Genomic DNA, 15,728 nt, shown 5'->3' on the forward strand with positions numbered 1-15,728 from the left:
CCCCATCAATGAGTCCCACCATGCAAGACCTGATCACCCGCACCATCTACCGCGAAGACCACGAGCAATTGCGCGAGCAGGCGCGGCGCTTTTTCGAACGTGAAGTCGAACCCTTCCACGACCAGTGGGAGCGCGACGGCATCGTGCCCAAGGAGGTCTGGCGCAAAGCCGGGCGCGAGGGGCTGCTCAACCCCATGCTGCCCGAGCCCTACGGCGGCGGCGGCGACTTCGGCCATGCCGCAGTGCTGCTCGAAGAAATCGCCCGCGCCGGCGCCAGCGGCCTCGGCTTTCCGCTGCACTCGGACATCGTCGCGCCGTACATCTTTGCCTATGGCAGCAAGGAGCAGAAAGACCGCTGGCTGCCGCGCATGGCCGCGGGCGAGCTGATCGGCGCCATCGCCATGACCGAGCCCGGCGCGGGCAGCGACCTCAAGTCCGTGCGCACCACGGCCAGGCGCGAGGGTGATGAATACGTCATCAACGGCAGCAAGACCTTCATCACCAACGGCATCAACAGCGAGATCGTCATCGTCGTCGCCAAGACCGCGCCCGAGCTGGGCGCCAAGGGCGTGTCGCTGATCGTCGTCGAGGACGGCACGCCCGGCTTCAGCAAGGGCCGCAAGCTGGAGAAGATCGGCCTGATGGCGCAGGACACCTCCGAGCTGTTCTTCGACAACGTGCGCGTGCCCGTGGGCAACCTGCTGGGCGAGGAGAACCTGGGCTTCAAGTATTTGATGAAGGAGCTGGCCCAGGAGCGCCTGGTGGTGGCGGTGCGCGCCGCCGCGTCGGTCGAGGCGTTCCTGCAGAAAACCGTGGACTACACGCGCGAACGCAAGGCCTTCGGCCAGAGCGTGTTCGAGTTCCAGAACACGCGCTTCAAGCTGGCCGAAGCCAAGGCCCAGGCCACCATGCTGCGCGTCTTCGTCGACGACTGCATGGCGCTGCACATGCGCCGCGAGCTCACGCCCGAGCGCGCGGCCATGGTCAAGCTCAACGCCACGGCGCTGCAGAACAAGCTGCTCGACGAGTTCCTGCAGTTGCACGGCGGCTACGGCTACATGACCGAATACCAGGTGGGCCGCGCCTGGACCGACGCGCGCATCGGCCGCATCTACGGCGGCAGCGACGAGATCATGAAAGAGATCATCGCCCGCACGCTGTGAACCCAAACCCAACGGAGACAAACATGGCATTCACCCGACGCAAGGCCCTGGCCCTGCCCCTCATCGCGCTGGCCACAGCCTGCGCCATCGGCACCGCGCAGGCGCAGACGCAGGTGCAGGACAGCTACCCGGGCAAGCCCATCCGCCTCATCGTGCCCTACCCGGCCGGCGGCGGCACCGACACCATTGCCCGCCTGATCGGCACGCAGCTGGCCCAGCGCTGGGGCCAGCCCGTGGTGGTGGAGAACAAGCCCGGCGCCAGCGGCATCCTGGGCAACGACATCGTGGCCAAGGCGCCCGGCGACGGCTACACGGTGCTGCTGGGCATCACGACCGTGGTGCAGATTCCGTCGCTGTACAAAAAAGTGCCGTACAAGCTGGCCGACCTCGCGCCCGTCTCGCAGATCGCCCGCTCCGCCGACGTCATCTTCACGCCGCGCAGCACCGGCATCAAGACCATCCAGGAACTCGTCGCCCGCGCCAAGGCCCAGCCCGGCACGCTCAGCGCCGCCAGCTACGGCAACGCCACGTCGTCGCACCTGCACATCGAGCAGTTCAACATGAAGGCCGGCACCGACCTGATGCACGTCCCCTACCAGGGCTCGGGCCCGGAGATGGCGGCGGTGCTCGGTGAGCAGGTCACGGCGGCCTTTGTCGATGCCACGGCCGCCTACCCTCAGCTGCGCTCCGACAAGCTGCGGGTGCTCGCCGTCACCGGCTCGCAGCGCCACCCGGCACTGCCGGACACCCCCATGCTAGGCGAAGTCAGCTACCCCGGCTTTGAAGCCAACGGCTGGTTCGGCGTCTTCCTGCCTGCCAGCACGCCGCAGGCCATCGTCGACAAGCTGGGGCGCGAGGTGGCGTCCATCGTGCATACGCCGGACATGAACCGGCGCCTGTCCGAAATGGGTCTGATCCCCGTGGGCTCGCTGCCGCAGGAATTCAAGCCCGTACTCGAACGCGACGCGGCGCACTGGAAGTCCATCGTCGACGCGGCGCAGATTTCGCTGGACTGAGACCACCCCCGCCGGCGCCCTGTCATCGCAGGCGCGCCAGCATCCAATCACTGTCAGCGATGGCTCCAGGCCGCTGGCGACGCCACCGCCGTCACACCCTGCAACACGCCTTTGCTCTGACCTGCGCGCGGCCGTGACGGAGGTAGGCAAAGCAACCTGCTCGTCTCGGAAAGCTCAGGCCCCACTGGCGGCCGGGGTGCGCGGCATCAGCTTGAAGCTGCCGGTGGCCGTGGCCACCAGCGCACCGGCGGCGTCGCGCACCTCGCCGCGGGCAAAGCTGATCGAGCGCCCGCGCCGGTCGCAGTGCGCGCTGGCGGTCAGCGTGCCGCTGCCGGTCGCCACGAAGTGCAGCGTCATGTCGATGGTCGCCACGCCGTGGCCGGCCGGGTCGTGGGCGCGCACGGCCGCGGCCAGCGTGCAGTCCAGCAGCGTGGCGATGGCGCCGCCGTGGGCCTGGCCGCGGCTGTTGCTCATGTCTGCCTGGGTATCCATGGACACCTGCGCCTGGTCGCCTCCAACGCTCACGCCGCGCAGCCCCATGGCGCGCGCCATCGGCATGGGCAGGCCAAAGAGCACGCCGGGCGGCTCGCCGGCAAAGGAGTTGGGGGCGTGATTGGCGGTGGCGGCCGGCGCACCGGTCGGATTGGAAGCAGAAGTTTTTGTCATGCGTCCTAGTCTAAGAAATCCTCGCCCTCGCTCAGCGGCGGCAGGCGGTAGCTGGCTGGCGTGCGGCTGAGCTTGACCGGCGCGCCCAGGCCCCGGCTACCGTCCTGCATTTGCACCACCATGGCGCGGTGCTGGGTGTGCGGGTGCTGCAGCGCCTGCTGCACGTCGAGCACCGGCGCCGCGGGCACGCCGATTGCCATCAGCGCGTCGGCCAGCTCCTGGCCATCGCGATCCTTGAAGGCTTCGGTGAGCAGCGGCTTCAACTCGGCGCGGTGCACCGAGCGCTGCCCCGCCGTGGTGAAGCGCGCATCGTCGGCCAGCGCGCCCTGGCCGATGTAGTCGCACAGCAGCCTGAACTGCCGATCGTTGCCGACGGCCAGGAAGATGGGCGCGCCGCCGGTGTGGATCACGTCATAGGGGTAGATGTTGGGGTGGGCGTTGCCGGTGCGCTGCGGCACCTTGCCGCTCATGAACCAATTGGCCGCATGCGGGTGCAGGAGCGACAGGCCGCTGTCGTACAGCGCCGCGTCGACCAGCTGGCCCAGGCCGCTCCTGGCGCGCTCGTGCAGCGCCAGCAGCACGCCGATCACCGCGTTCATGCCGGTCACCATGTCGACCACCGGCAGGCCGACGCGCAGCGGATCGCCGTCAGCGTCGCCGTTGATGCTCATCAACCCGGCCATGGCCTGGATGGCGGCGTCGTAGCCGGGCAGCGCGCCCAGCGGGCCGTCGGCGCCAAAGCCGGTCACGCGGCACCAGACGAGGTGCGGAAACTCATGGCGCATCTGCTCGTAGCCAATGCCCCATTTCTCCATGGTGCCGACCTTGAAGTTCTCCACCACCACGTCGGCCTGCGCCATCAGCGCGCGCACGCGCTGCTGGCCCTCGGCGCCAGACAGGTCGAGGAACTGGATGCGCTTGTTGCGGTTGAGCCCGTAGTAGTAAGACGCCACGCCGTCCTTGAACGGCGGGCCCCAGGCGCGCGTGTCGTCGCCCTGGGGCGGCTCGACCTTGAGCACGTCGGCGCCGTGGTCGCCCAGGATCTGGCCGCACAGCGGCCCGCCGAGGATGCGCGACAGATCCAGTACCTTGATGCCGGCAAGCGCGCCCGGATTGATTGGCATGGTCATTTCAGGTTTCTCCATCAATCGAGCCGCACGCCGGCCTGCTGCACCACCTTGGCCCATTTGTCGACCTCGGTGCGAATGAATTGGCCCAGATAGGCGGGCGTGTGGTCGGGCGATGCCTCCAGCCCCTGCTTGGCAAAGCTGCTGCGCACCCTGTCCGAGTCGAGCGCGCGGGCAAACGCCTGGTTGAGCACCTGGATGCGATCGGCCGGCGTGCCCTTGGGCGCCACGACGCCAAAGAAGACGCTGACGTCATAGCCCTTGACGCCCTGCTCCGCAATCGTCGGAATATCGGGCAGCGCGCTGGAGCGCTTGGCCGTGGCCACGCCCAGCGGCTTGACCTTGCCGCCCTCGATGTAGGGCATGGCAGTGAGGATGTCGGTGAACGTCATGTCCACCTGTCCGCCCAGCAAGTCGTTGAGCGCCGGCCCCGTGCCCTTGTAGGGCACGTGCAGCAGCTGCGTTCCGGTCATCTCGTTGAACAGCACGCCCGCCAGGTGCGACGACGCACCGTTGCCCGACGAGGCGTAGCTGAGCGTGCCGGGCTTGGCCTTCTCCTTGGCGATCAGCTCCTGCACGCTGCTCACTCCCAGGCCGGGGCGCACCACCAGGATGTTGGGCAGGTAGCCGACGTAGATGACGGGCTCGAAGCTGGTGCGTGCATCGTATTTCTGCCCCTTGTACAGGCTCTGGTTGATGGCCAGCGGCCCCGAGGTGCCGAACATGATGGTGTAGCCGTCGGGCGTGGCGCGCGCCACGGCGTCGGCGCCGATGTTGCCGCCAGCGCCCGCCTTGTTGTCGACGATGACGCTCTGGCCCAGCTCCTTGGTCAGCTCGGTCGCCAGGATGCGCGCCATGGCGTCCGTAGGCCCGCCCGGCGGGAAGGGCACGACGAAGGTGAGCGGCTTGTCAGGGAAAGTGGCTTGCGCCTGAACCGGCAGCGCCGCCAAAAGGGCGGCGCCAGCGGCCAGGGCGAGAAGGCTGCGTTTGAGCATGGTGTGTCTCCTGTTATTGATTGGATGGCTGGTGGCGCTTTATGCATGGGCGCCGTAACGTGTATTTGCAAACTCCTTCCCCCTTTGGAGGAAGGTAGGGATGGGGGCTTCGGCTGGCTTGCCAGCGGCGCGCAAGGTCTAACCCCCACCCCTGCCCTCCCCCAGAGGGGGAGGGAGAAGCAGCCTCAAACCCTGCCCATGCGGCGTAACCCACTCTCATCACAAAGACGTGGATATGGGTAACCAAGGGGGCGAGGGGGTTATCGAGCGCTTACTGCACCCACTCGGCCGGCACGCCGCCTTCGCTCAAGGGGTTGCGCGGCAGCACGCGGTGGGCGATGACCAGCTGCGACAGGCGCAGGCGTTCGGTCGATCCGGTCTTGCCCGCCTCCCAGGCCATGGCAATCGCCGTGGTGCAGTTGTACAGGGCGGTGGCGGCCTGGCGCACCAGGTACTCGCCGTCGTCCTGCACGGCACGCTCGGCCAGCTTGGCGGCCCCGGCCAGCGCATCGGTGAGCGCCTGGCGGTAGGCGGGGGTGATGCCCTGGGTATCCGCCAGCAGCCCCAGCAGGTGCTCTTGCAGCACCGGCAGCGAGCCCTCCCTCTTGATGGCGCGCTTGACGTCCAGCGCGACGATGTTGCTCGTGCCCTCCCAGATCGAGCCCAGGTGGGCGTCGCGCACCAGGCGCGGGTCGGCCCATTCCTCAATGTAGCCGCAGCCGCCGCGCACTTCCATCGCATCGGCCGTCACCTTGCGCGCATCGCGGCAGGCGCGGAACTTGATCATCGGCGTGAGGATGCGCAGCAGCGCGTAGGCCGTCTTGTCGCCGGCGTCCGAGCGGGCCAGCGTGGCCGCGGTCTGGAACACCATGGTGCGGGCCTGCTCGGCCGGCACCCGCATCTTGTCGAGCTGCACCTTCATGAGCGGCAGATCCTGCAGCTGCTTGCCGAAGGCCCAGCGCTCGCGGGCGATGTATTCGGCCTCGGCCACGGCGCGGCGCATCATGCCGGCCGAGCGCATGCCGTTGGACAGGCGCGAGTTGTTCACCATGTCGGCGATCTGCACAAAGCCCCGGCCCTGCTCGCCCACCAGATAGGCCACGGCGCCTTCCATGCGGATCTCGCCGCTGGCCATGGAGCGCGTGCCCATCTTGTCCTTCAGGCGCACGATGTGGTACTGGTTGGTGCTGCCATCGTCCAGGTAGCGCGGCAGCAGGAAGAGCGAGATGCCCTTCATGCCGGCGGGGCCGCCGTCGACGCGCGCCAGGACCATGCCAAAGCCCGCGTCGGGGTTGGAGCAGAACCACTTCTCGCCATACAGACGCCAGCTGCCGTCCTCCTGCGGGTAGGCCATCGTCAGCGTGTTGGCAATGTCCGAGCCCGCGGCCTGCTCGGTCATGAACATCGAACCCTGCACGCTGTGGTCGAAGTCCATCGCCAGCAGCTTGGGCAGGTATTTGTCGACCAGTTTCTGCTCGCCGTATTTCTTCAGCGTGCGCGTGAGCGAGTCGGTCATCGACAGCGGGCAGCACAGGCCGAACTCCGACTGCACGAACAGATAGGTCAGCGCGTACTTGACGATGGGCGGCATCTTGCCCTTCCAGCCCAGCATGTCCTCGCGGTGCGAGATGGCGGCCAGGCCGAACTGCTGGTAGGCCACCTTCTCCATCTCGACATAGGCCGGGTGCTTGACGATGCGCTGCACTTCCTTGCCACTGCGGCTGCGCATCTCCAGCGTCGGCGGGTTGCGGTCGGCCTCCAGCGCCCAGTCATCGACGGCGCCGCCTGCCAGTTCGCCCATGCGCTCGAAGTAGGGCTGCAGGTGGGCATACAGGTCGGCCGGCAGGTACAGCGCCAGCAGCTGCTGCAGCTCCTTGTCCTCGGCGTAGTTGTTGACGTGGCCGCGGTCGGGCACCGGATGGGCTGCTGCGCTGGCCTTGGCCAAGGCGGTGATTTGCTGGGCGTCGTTGGCGGACATGGCTTTCTCCTTCAGTCGATCGTGTCTCTAGGTACCGATTGAAACCCACGGGACGATACAAGTCCAATATCATTAAACTTATGAACAATACACATCACCAATGGACACGTCATGGAACTGCGTCTGCTGCACTACTTCGTCACGCTGGCCGAGGAGCTTCACTTCGGCCGCGCCGCCCAGCGGCTGCACATCTCGCAGCCACCGCTGTCGGTGGCCATCCGCCAGCTGGAGGACGAGCTGCAGGCCCAGCTGTTCGAGCGCAACAGCCGCGGCGTGCGCCTGACGGCCGCGGGCGAGCACCTGCTCGCGCGCGCCCGCCAGCTGCTGGACCTGAGCCGCCAGGCGGCGCAGGAAACGCGCGACGTCGCCCAGGGCAGCACCGGCCACCTGCGCCTGGGCTTCGTCGGCTCCAGCCTGTACCGCGGGCTGCCGCAGGCGCTGGCCCAGTTACAGCGCAGCCACCCCGGCGTGCGCGTGGACATGCTCGAAGCCAACAGCGCCGAGCAACTACAAGGCCTGCTGCAACTGCGCCTGGACATGGCGCTGGTGCATTCCATCCAGCCGCCGCAGGACATCGCCAGCGAGCTGATCGTGGCCGAGCCCTTCGTCGCCTGCCTGCCGGCAGACCACCCGTTGAGTGGGCACAGCGCCATCGATCTGGCGGCGCTCAAGAATGAACGGTTGATCCTGTTCTCCAGCCTGGTCTCGCCCACCTACCACCAGCGCATCTACGACCTGTGCCTGGCCCACGGCTTCGCCCCCGAGGTGCGCCACGAAGTGCGCCACTGGCTGTCGGTCATCGCGTTGGTATCGCTCGGCCAAGGCGTGTCGCTGGTACCCGCCGCCATGCAGCGCGCCGGCCTGCCGCGCCTGGTCTTTTGCCCGCTGCTGGGCGAGCACCCCCACTCGGAAATGCTCGCCATGTGGCGCAAGACGCCCGACAACCCGCTGGTGCAGACGCTGCTGGCATGCCTTCACGCGGCGGCGCAATCACCCGGCGAGAGGCTTGACGCTACGCTGCGCTGACCCCGGCAAGGCAGCGCTGCCAGCAGGGTCACAGGCCCCAGGAAACCGCCGTCGCTGCGTATACTGAAGATTCATTTTCAATGCATCTTTAAACACCATGCACGACCACTCCACCCCCGAGGCGATCTACCCCTTCGACGCGCGCGGCGTTGCCCGGCGCTTTCGCCACTCGGCCATCTTCGGCGCGCTCGACGCGCTGCATCCTGGCGAGACCATGCGCTTCCTGAACGACCACGACCCCATTCCGCTGCTCAACCAAATGGTCGAACGCTACGGCGAGGGCGTGCGCATCGAATACGTGCAGCGCGAACCGGGCGCGATCATGATCGACTTCATCCGCCAGTAATTCCTTCCCCACAAAGCCGCGGCGCCAGCGTTCAACACGCCGGCGCCGCGGTATCTTTTTTGTGGGCTTGCGCGGCGGCCAGCGTCGCGTGCGGCCAGCGCTGGCCGGTCACCTGCGCTGCGATGGTGGCAAGCAGCTGCCGATGCACCTTGGCCGCGGCCGTCGACATGGGCAAGGTCGCCGAGCGGCAGACGTAAATCGACCGCGCCATCGCCGGGCGAACCAGGGGCAGCGCCACCAACCGATGGATTGCCAGCAAGTCGCTCACCGCGGCATACGACAGAATCGTCGCGCCCATGCCGGCGGCCACCAGCGCCAGGATTTCATGGATGGTGTTGACCTCGACCGCAATGCGCGGCTCCACACCCGCCTGGACCATGTAGCCGTCGATGACTCGGCGCAGGCTTTGCGCCGTGGTGGGCAGCACCATGGCAAAGCGCGCCACGTCCTGCACTGCAATGGAGGAAGGCTGGCCGGCTGCGGTGCCTAGCTGCTGCGCCGACGTGACAAACACCAACTGCTCATCGAGCACATGCGTGAAACGCATGCGGGCATCGTTTTCCGTGCCAAAAGTCATCCCGATATCGACCAGACCATGCAGCAACTGCTGCGGGATGTAGCCCGAGCTCAGCTCCACCATTTGCAGCGCAATCGAAGGCCACTGGCGCACCACCGCCTGCACCAGCGGCACGGTGACGAACTTGGCCACCGATTGCGGCAGCGCGACGGCCACCCGGCCGCTGGGCTGATCTGCCGCCTGGCGCACATCGTCATAGGCCACGTCGACACGCCGAAGAATGTCCACCGCGTGGCCCAGCAGGCGCTCGCCCATGGCCGTCAGCGCCACGCCGCGCGGGTGCCGGTCAAACAGCGCAGTGCCCAGCTGTTCCTCGAGCTGCTTGATCTGCACGCTCAAGGCCGGCTGGGCAATGTGCAGGCTTTGCGCGGCCGACGAAATCGAGCCGGCCGAGGCCACGGCGACAAAACTGCGCAAGCTGCGAAGGTCGAGGTGCATGGTAAGAAGTGCTCAGCTATACGTTTTTATTATGCGTGAGATACAAAACAAGTCTTTGTCAAATACCTCTGCATCGCCCAGACTGACGCCATCGCAATGCAATACCAGGAGACAACCATGCATCCGATGACACGCAGAATTTGGCTGGCCGCAGCCTTGGCCGCCATCCCACCCATGCAAGCCATGGCGCAGCCGGGCGGCGGCAAGACCACCACGCTGGTCGTGCCCTTTGCCGCTGCCGGCCCGACCGATTTCATGGCGCGGCTGCTGGCCCAGCCGCTGGGGCGTGAATTGGGTACGCAAGTCATCATCGACAACCGCCCGGGCGCCAGCGGCAACATCGGCACCAAGCAAGTCATGGCCGCCAGGCCCGACGGACTGACCCTGGTGCACACCACGGTTGCCATGCAGGCGATCAACCCGCTGATGTACCCGGATCAAAACTTCCACCCCGAGCGCGACCTGGTGCCGGTGGGCATTACCGGCGCGCTGCCCAACGTGCTGGTCGTTCACCCGTCGGCGGGCATCAAGACGCTTGCCGAGCTGGTCGCCAAGGGCCAACAAAAAAATGCACGGCTCAATTTCGCCACCTTCGGCCCCGGGAGCTCGCCGCACTTCTACGGCACGCTGTTCCAGAAACTCACCCAGGTCGTTGCCGAACCCATCGCCTACAAGGGCAGCGGCGACGCGGCCAAGGACATGCTGGCCGGGCGCATCGACTACATGTTCGACAGCATGACGACGGCGCTGCCCAACGCGAAGGCCGACAAACTGGTCGCGCTGGCGATCACCTCACCCGAACGCTCGGCACTGCTGCCGGACGTCCCCACACTCAAGGAACTGGGCTATGGCGCAGCCAACCTGGACTTCTGGCTGACGCTGCAAGTGCCCGCCAAGACCCCGCCCGAGATCGTGCAAGCCCTGCGCCAGGCGGTGTCCAAGGCGGTGCAAGATCCTCAATACCAGAAGAACGTCGCCGCCCGTGGCGTCGTGAACCTGTACGTCGCTCCCGACCAGCTGGACGCCTTCTTCACCAGCGAAACCGCCAAGTGGCGCGACACCGCGCTGTCCATCGGCATCAAAGCCGAGTGAACGGCGCGCACCGCACAGGAGAAACACATGCAGCCGCTGCAGGGGATGAAGGTGGTCGATCTGACCAAGGTGCTGGCCGGCCCGCTGTGCGGCCAATACCTGGGCGAATACGGCGCCGACGTGATCAAGGTGGAGACCGTGGGCGGCGACGACACCCGCCGCTGGCTGCCCCAGTCACAGGGGCAATCGGCGGTTTTCGTCGCCGTCAACCACAACAAGCGCAGCCTTGCGGTCGACCTGAAGACACTCGAAGGCAGGGACATCGTCCACCGTCTGGTGCGTGACGCCGACATCGTGCTGCAAGGCTTTGCCGGCGGTACGGCAAAAAAGCTGGCGGTGGACCATGAGACCCTGTCTGCGCTCAACGAGCGGCTGATCTACTGCGAAATCTCGGGCTACGGGCGCAACGGCCCGCTGGGCAACGCGCCCGGCTATGACGTCATGCTGCAGGCCTTCAGCGGCATGCTCAGCACCATGGGCCAGCCCGGCGGAGCGCTTGCCCGCGCCAGTTTTTCGCCGGTGGACATCGGAACGGCAATGAACGCTCTGAGCGGCGTGCTGGCGGCCGTGATCGAGCGCGCTCGCACCGGCGAGGGCGTTTACCTGGAAGTGTCGCTGCTCGATACCGCCCTGGGCTTCATGACCTATATGGCGCAAAGCCATTGGCAAAGCGGCGTCGAGCCCCAGCCCATGGGCACGGCCCACCCGTCGATGGTGCCCTACCAGGCCTTCGACGTGCAGGACGGCGCCATCATGCTGGGGGCGGGCAATGATGCGCAGTGGCAGCGCTTTTGCGCCGTGGCGGAGCTGCAGGACTGGGTAGATCACCCGGAGTTCGCGACCAACGCCCTGCGCGTGGCCAACCACGCGCAGGTGGTGGCGCTGCTTGCGCCCGTGATGAAGCGCAAAACGGCGGCGCAGTGGCTGGCTGCGCTGGAACAGGCGGGCGTTCCCTGCGCGCCCATCCACACCTTGGGCCAGGCACTGGCCCACCCCCAGGTACAGGCGCGCGCCATCCTGACCGAGACGGCGCACCCGGTGCTCGGGTGGGTACACAACATCGGCCATCCGGTGCAGTTCGCGCACCAGCCGCGCGCGGCTTCGCGCCCGGCGCCCCTGCTGGGCGAGCACACACGCGACATCCTGCGCCAGCTCGGCTACGACACGCAGGACATCGCGCGGCTGCAACAGCAAGGCACGGTCGCGGCAGTGCCTCTTTAACGTGAAAAGCAAAGGGAACGAAATGTCTTTATTCAGCTACGAAATCAGGGAACAGGTAGCAGAAATCCTGTTCGACAACCCGCCCGTCAATGCCTTGACCGAAGCCATGCTGGGCGACTTCCTCGACACGCTCGAACGCGCCGGACGCGACCCCGGGGTGCGCGCCGTCATCATCGGCAGCCATGTGCCGGGGCGGTTTTCGGCCGGCCTCGACCTCACGGCGGTGCACGAGGGCGCGCACCAGAAGGTGCGCGCCCTGCTCGACCGGTTGTACGTGCGCATGACCGAGGTGCAGTTCCGGATGGGCAAGCCGACGATCGCGGCGGTGGGCGGCACGGCGCGCGGGGGCGGCATGACGATTGCCATCTCCTGCGACATGATCGTCGCCTCGGCCGACGCCACCTTCGGCTACCCCGAGATCGACGCCGGGGTGCTGCCCTCCATCCATTTCACCCACTTGCCGCGCATCGTCGGCAGGCACCGCGCCTTCGAGCTGCTGTTCACCGGCCGCGCCTTCGACGCGCAGGAGGCGCAGGCGCTCGGCCTCATCTCGCGCCTGACCGAGCCGGGCCAGGCACTTGAGGGCGCACGCGCGCTGGCGCAGACGCTGTGCGGCAAGTCGCCCGAGGTGGTGCGCTTTGGCCGCAACGCCTTCATGCTGGCCAACGACAACGGCTACCGCCAGGCGGTGGCGGCCGCGGCCGACAGCTTTTGCAGCGTGGCCATGACCGACGCGGCGCGCGAGGGGATTGCCGCCTTCGTGGAGAAGCGCAAGCCACGCTGGTAATGCCTGTCATCGCTGAGCGCCATTCCAACCACGCGGACCCGGCCCTTGCGCGCGCTACCATTGCCGCGCCATGCCTACTGCCCTGCCCTTGATGGATCGCGCCCTGGCTCTTGCCGCCCGGGCGCTCACGCTCTCCAACCCCAACCCCCGCGTCGGCTGCGTCATTGCGACGGCCGGCGGCGAGGTGCTTGGCGAGGGCTTCACGCAGCAGGCCGGCGGCGCCCACGCCGAGGTCATGGCGCTGCGCGATGCAGCCACGCGCGGCCACGACGTGCGCGGCGCCACGGCCTATGTGACGCTGGAGCCCTGCGCCCACCAGGGCCGCACCGGCCCGTGTTGCGACGCGCTGGCTGCCGCCGGCGTCGCCCACGTCATCGCCTCCATCGCCGACCCCAACCCGCTGGTGGCCGGCCAGGGCTTTGCGCGCCTGCGCGCCGCCGGCGTGCGCGTCGACGTGGGCGCGGGCGCCGATGCCACGCGCGAGCTCAACATCGGCTTTTTCAGCCGCATGCAGCGCGGACTGCCCTGGATGCGGCTGAAGGCGGCCACCTCGCTCGACGGCGCGACAGCGCTGGCCAACGGCACAAGCCAGTGGATCACCGGCGAGGCCGCGCGCGCCGACACCCACGCCTGGCGCGCGCGCGCCTGCGCGGTGGTGACCGGCATCGGCACGGTGCTGGCCGACGACCCGCTGCTGAACGTGCGCGGCGTCGACACGCCGCGCCAGCCACACCTGGTCATCGTCGACAGCCAGCTGCGCACGCCGCCCACGGCGCGGCTGTGGGGCGTGCCCGGCCGCCAGATCTGGATTGCCCACGCCAGCCAGGCCGACAGCCCCGCCGCCCAGGCGCTGCAGGCGCGCGGCGCCCAGCTCGTCGCCCTGCCCGGCGCCGACGGCCAGGTCGATCTGGCTGCGCTGCTGCGCTGGCTGGCGCAGCAGCTGCAGGTCAATGAACTGCATGTGGAAGCCGGCCAGCGCCTGAACGGCGCCTTCATCGCGCACAGGCTGGTCGACGAGCTGCTGCTCTACCTGGCGCCCACACTGCTGGGCAGCGGCGCCATGGGGCTGGCCAGCTGGGGGCCGCTCACCCGCCTCGACCAGGGCCTTGCGCTGCACTGGCACAGCGTCGAGCGCGTCGGCGCCGACCTGCGCGTGCTGGCGCGGACGCGGTAAACGGCCAAGAGCGGCGCCCGCCCTGTGGGATCGGCGCCCTGTGGGAGCGGCGCCCCCGCCGCGATCGTCAAGCTACCAAACCCAGCTCAGACACATCTCCCGCCGTGCGCCGCACCCAGTCGCTCACGTCCTGCTGGCGGGTGAGCAGGCGCACCGTGTCGAACGCCTGCTGCGCCTGCGGATAGTGGCGCCGCAGCAGGTTGAGCCACTGCTTGAGTCGCCCGGCGTGCTGGCCCGGCTCCAGTTGCACACACACCTGCTCCCAGAAATGCTGCAGATGCGGCACCAGGCGCTCCCAGGGCAGCGGCTCGCCGCCGGGCAAGCCCGCATCGTGCGCCCGCAGCGCCAGCGCCAGCCCCGGGTGGGCGACGATGCCGCGCCCGAGCATCAGCGCGGCGCAGCCCGATGCGGCGCGGCAGCGCTGCGCGTCCTGCACATTCCAGACTTCGCCATTGGCGACGACGGCAATCGCCAGCCGTTCGCGCAGCGGTGCCACCTGCTCCCAGTAGGCGGGCGGGCGGTAGCCGTCGGCCTTGGTGCGGGCGTGCACCACCAGCTCGTCCGCCCCCGCCTCCTGCACGGCCAGCGCGCAATCGAGCGCCAGCACCGCGTCGTCCCAGCCCAGGCGCATCTTGGCCGACACCGGCAGCCGCGCCGGCACCGCCCGGCGCACCGCGGCGACGATGGCTGCCATGGTTTCGGGCTCGCGCAGCAGCGCCGCGCCGCCGCCATGGCGGTTGACCACCTTGGCCGGACAACCAAAATTCAGATCCACACCCTCGGCGCCCAGCGCAGCCAGGCGGGCGGCGTTGTCGGCCATGCAGGCGGCGTCCGAGCCCAGCAGCTGCGGGCGCACCGGCACGCCCGCCGCCGTGCGGCAGCCGTGGGCCAGCTCGGGCACGATGCGCAAAAAAACCCTGTCGGGCAGCAGGTGGCCGGTCACGCGGATGAACTCGCTCACGCAGCGATCCACGCCGCCGATGCGGGTGAGCACGTCGCGCAGCACACAGTCGAGCAGCCCCTCCATGGGCGCGAGCAGCAGCATCAGAGCACCCCCGCATGGGGCGCGGCCATCGCCCCAGCCGCGACAATGGTCGGCCAATCCATCAACCAATTGGCCAGCCTATTTTTCTGCGTGCGCGTCCGCACCACTTCCATGACGACTCCCGAACAATCCCAACTGGGCAAGACCACCGCCTACGCCGACCAATACGACCCCGGCCTGCTGTTCCCCATCGCGCGCGCTCCGGCGCGTGCCCAAATCGGCATTGTGCAGGCCCTGCCCTTCTTCGGCGCCGACCTGTGGACGGCCTACGAGCTGTCCTGGCTGAACCCGCGCGGCAAGCCGCAGGTGGCGATTGCGCAGATCACCGTGCCGTGCGAGACGCCCAATCTGATCGAGAGCAAGTCGCTCAAGCTGTACCTGAACAGTTTCAACGGCACGCGCTTTGCCAGCAGCGAAGCGGTGCGCGAGCGCCTGCGCACCGACCTGGCCGCCTGCGCCTGGATCGGCAGCAGCCAGTCGGGCAGTGTCGGCGTGCGCCTGATCGGCCCCGACGAGTTCGCCGCCCAGCCGATCCGCGAGCTGGACGGTCTGCTGCTCGACCGCCTGGATCTGGAGTGCACGCACTACCACCCCGCGCCCGAGCTGCTGCACGCTGCGCACGACGAGGCACCGGTAAGCGAGACGCTGGTGAGCCACCTGCTCAAGAGCAACTGCCCGGTGACCGGCCAGCCCGACTGGGGCAGCGTGCAGATCCGCTACAGCGGCGCGCCCATAGCCCAGGCGGGGCTGTTGCAATACATCGTGAGCTTTCGCAACCACGACGGCTTTCACGAGCAGTGCGTGGAGCGCATGTTCATCGACATCTGGCAGCGCTGCCGCCCGATCGAGCTCGCCGTCTACGCGCGCTACACGCGCCGCGGCGGGCTGGACATCAACCCGCTGCGCACCAGCGCACCGCTGGCCATGCCGCCCAACCTGCGCACCGCGCGCCAGTAGGCGGGCGCGGCCGTCAGGGCCTGTTCAAGCACCCATCGCGGCGAGGGCGCCGCTCCCACGGAGTGCCTCAGGCACCGTAGAGGCCAGCCCTCTGGCCGATAAAGCCATCGGCCAGCGGCG

15 protein-coding genes are annotated in these 15,728 nt (G+C 68.2%); 9 read left to right on the top strand and 6 right to left on the bottom strand.

The window, feature by feature from the left end; all coding sequences use genetic code 11:
- Positions 1-20 precede the first annotated feature (20 nt).
- A complete protein-coding gene (locus ABD767_RS05575; protein ID WP_103044289.1) occupies positions 21-1,163 on the top strand; it encodes an acyl-CoA dehydrogenase family protein in 1,143 nt (380 codons plus the stop codon).
- A gap of 23 nt (positions 1,164-1,186) precedes the next feature.
- On the top strand, positions 1,187-2,179 hold the full coding sequence (locus tag ABD767_RS05580) for a tripartite tricarboxylate transporter substrate binding protein (protein WP_344868663.1): 993 nt from the start codon (positions 1,187-1,189) through the stop codon (positions 2,177-2,179).
- Positions 2,180-2,353: 174 nt separating this feature from the next.
- Here ABD767_RS05580 and ABD767_RS05585 read toward each other — a convergent pair whose 3' ends face one another.
- The 4 genes from ABD767_RS05585 to ABD767_RS05600 form a co-directional block, all read right to left on the bottom strand.
- On the bottom strand, positions 2,354-2,845 hold the full coding sequence (locus tag ABD767_RS05585) for a hotdog fold thioesterase (RefSeq protein WP_103044291.1): 492 nt from the start codon (positions 2,843-2,845) through the stop codon (positions 2,354-2,356).
- 5 nt (positions 2,846-2,850) lie between these two features.
- A complete protein-coding gene (locus ABD767_RS05590; protein WP_344868665.1) occupies positions 2,851-3,975 on the bottom strand; it encodes a CaiB/BaiF CoA transferase family protein in 1,125 nt (374 codons plus the stop codon).
- A 14-nt stretch (positions 3,976-3,989) separates the two neighbouring features.
- Entirely contained in the window at positions 3,990-4,967 is a 978-nt protein-coding gene (locus ABD767_RS05595; protein ID WP_103044292.1) for a tripartite tricarboxylate transporter substrate-binding protein, read from the bottom strand.
- Positions 4,968-5,238: 271 nt separating this feature from the next.
- Positions 5,239-6,945, bottom strand: a complete 1,707-nt coding sequence (locus ABD767_RS05600) for an acyl-CoA dehydrogenase family protein (protein ID WP_103044293.1) — start codon at positions 6,943-6,945, stop codon at positions 5,239-5,241.
- A 111-nt stretch (positions 6,946-7,056) separates the two neighbouring features.
- Here ABD767_RS05600 and ABD767_RS05605 point away from each other — a divergent pair, with 111 nt between their 5' ends.
- Together ABD767_RS05605 and ABD767_RS05610 are read left to right on the top strand one after the other, a co-directional pair.
- Entirely contained in the window at positions 7,057-7,971 is a 915-nt protein-coding gene (locus ABD767_RS05605; RefSeq protein WP_103044294.1) for a LysR substrate-binding domain-containing protein, read from the top strand.
- 97 nt (positions 7,972-8,068) lie between these two features.
- A complete protein-coding gene (locus ABD767_RS05610; protein ID WP_103044295.1) occupies positions 8,069-8,317 on the top strand; it encodes a DUF2249 domain-containing protein in 249 nt (82 codons plus the stop codon).
- A gap of 31 nt (positions 8,318-8,348) precedes the next feature.
- Here ABD767_RS05610 and ABD767_RS05615 read toward each other — a convergent pair whose 3' ends face one another.
- Entirely contained in the window at positions 8,349-9,332 is a 984-nt protein-coding gene (locus ABD767_RS05615) for a LysR substrate-binding domain-containing protein (protein WP_103044296.1), read from the bottom strand.
- A gap of 117 nt (positions 9,333-9,449) precedes the next feature.
- Here ABD767_RS05615 and ABD767_RS05620 point away from each other — a divergent pair, with 117 nt between their 5' ends.
- The 4 genes from ABD767_RS05620 (at position 9,450) to ribD (ending at position 13,606) form a co-directional block, all read left to right on the top strand.
- Positions 9,450-10,424: a Bug family tripartite tricarboxylate transporter substrate binding protein gene (locus ABD767_RS05620; RefSeq protein ID WP_103044306.1), complete on the top strand. Its 975-nt coding sequence runs from the start codon at positions 9,450-9,452 to the stop codon at positions 10,422-10,424.
- 27 nt (positions 10,425-10,451) lie between these two features.
- Complete coding sequence (locus ABD767_RS05625; RefSeq protein ID WP_344868673.1) at positions 10,452-11,645, top strand: CaiB/BaiF CoA transferase family protein; 1,194 nt, start codon at positions 10,452-10,454, stop codon at positions 11,643-11,645.
- Between the two features lie 22 nt (positions 11,646-11,667).
- Positions 11,668-12,432 carry an enoyl-CoA hydratase/isomerase family protein gene (locus ABD767_RS05630; RefSeq protein WP_344868675.1) on the top strand — a complete coding sequence of 255 codons (765 nt, stop codon included), beginning with the start codon at positions 11,668-11,670 and terminating at the stop codon, positions 12,430-12,432.
- Between the two features lie 70 nt (positions 12,433-12,502).
- Positions 12,503-13,606 (top strand): bifunctional diaminohydroxyphosphoribosylaminopyrimidine deaminase/5-amino-6-(5-phosphoribosylamino)uracil reductase RibD, encoded by a 1,104-nt coding sequence (gene ribD / locus ABD767_RS05635; protein WP_344868677.1) that lies wholly within the window; start codon positions 12,503-12,505, stop codon positions 13,604-13,606.
- A gap of 67 nt (positions 13,607-13,673) precedes the next feature.
- On the opposite strand, the gene ABD767_RS05640 is transcribed toward ribD, so the two are convergent.
- Positions 13,674-14,651, bottom strand: coding sequence for a tRNA-dihydrouridine synthase (locus tag ABD767_RS05640; protein ID WP_103044300.1), 978 nt, complete (start codon positions 14,649-14,651; stop codon positions 13,674-13,676).
- 111 nt (positions 14,652-14,762) lie between these two features.
- Between ABD767_RS05640 and queF the strand changes: the two genes are divergently transcribed.
- Positions 14,763-15,608: an NADPH-dependent 7-cyano-7-deazaguanine reductase QueF gene (queF, locus tag ABD767_RS05645; protein WP_103044307.1), complete on the top strand. Its 846-nt coding sequence runs from the start codon at positions 14,763-14,765 to the stop codon at positions 15,606-15,608.
- Positions 15,609-15,728: the final 120 nt, after the last annotated feature.

The sequence above is a fragment of the Comamonas faecalis genome (assembly GCF_039538025.1).
Taxonomy (GTDB): Bacteria; Pseudomonadota; Gammaproteobacteria; order Burkholderiales; family Burkholderiaceae_C; genus Comamonas_C; species Comamonas_C faecalis.

What these genes read in the sequence shown, in the direction of transcription:
- ABD767_RS05630 (WP_344868675.1), top strand. Translation starts at nt 11,668, where the DNA reads ATGTCTTTATTCAGCTACGAAATCAGGGAACAGGTAGCAGAAATCCTG.
- ABD767_RS05610 (WP_103044295.1), top strand. Translation starts at nt 8,069, where the DNA reads ATGCACGACCACTCCACCCCCGAGGCGATCTACCCCTTCGACGCGCGC.
- ABD767_RS05620 (WP_103044306.1), top strand. Translation starts at nt 9,450, where the DNA reads ATGCATCCGATGACACGCAGAATTTGGCTGGCCGCAGCCTTGGCCGCC.
- ABD767_RS05595 (WP_103044292.1), bottom strand. Translation starts at nt 4,967, where the DNA reads ATGCTCAAACGCAGCCTTCTCGCCCTGGCCGCTGGCGCCGCCCTTTTG.
- ABD767_RS05575 (WP_103044289.1), top strand. Translation starts at nt 21, where the DNA reads ATGCAAGACCTGATCACCCGCACCATCTACCGCGAAGACCACGAGCAA.
- ABD767_RS05615 (WP_103044296.1), bottom strand. Translation starts at nt 9,332, where the DNA reads ATGCACCTCGACCTTCGCAGCTTGCGCAGTTTTGTCGCCGTGGCCTCG.
- ABD767_RS05640 (WP_103044300.1), bottom strand. Translation starts at nt 14,651, where the DNA reads ATGCTGCTGCTCGCGCCCATGGAGGGGCTGCTCGACTGTGTGCTGCGC.
- ribD (WP_344868677.1), top strand. Translation starts at nt 12,503, where the DNA reads ATGCCTACTGCCCTGCCCTTGATGGATCGCGCCCTGGCTCTTGCCGCC.
- ABD767_RS05605 (WP_103044294.1), top strand. Translation starts at nt 7,057, where the DNA reads ATGGAACTGCGTCTGCTGCACTACTTCGTCACGCTGGCCGAGGAGCTT.
- ABD767_RS05580 (WP_344868663.1), top strand. Translation starts at nt 1,187, where the DNA reads ATGGCATTCACCCGACGCAAGGCCCTGGCCCTGCCCCTCATCGCGCTG.
- queF (WP_103044307.1), top strand. Translation starts at nt 14,763, where the DNA reads ATGACGACTCCCGAACAATCCCAACTGGGCAAGACCACCGCCTACGCC.
- ABD767_RS05600 (WP_103044293.1), bottom strand. Translation starts at nt 6,945, where the DNA reads ATGTCCGCCAACGACGCCCAGCAAATCACCGCCTTGGCCAAGGCCAGC.
- ABD767_RS05590 (WP_344868665.1), bottom strand. Translation starts at nt 3,975, where the DNA reads ATGACCATGCCAATCAATCCGGGCGCGCTTGCCGGCATCAAGGTACTG.
- ABD767_RS05625 (WP_344868673.1), top strand. Translation starts at nt 10,452, where the DNA reads ATGCAGCCGCTGCAGGGGATGAAGGTGGTCGATCTGACCAAGGTGCTG.
- ABD767_RS05585 (WP_103044291.1), bottom strand. Translation starts at nt 2,845, where the DNA reads ATGACAAAAACTTCTGCTTCCAATCCGACCGGTGCGCCGGCCGCCACC.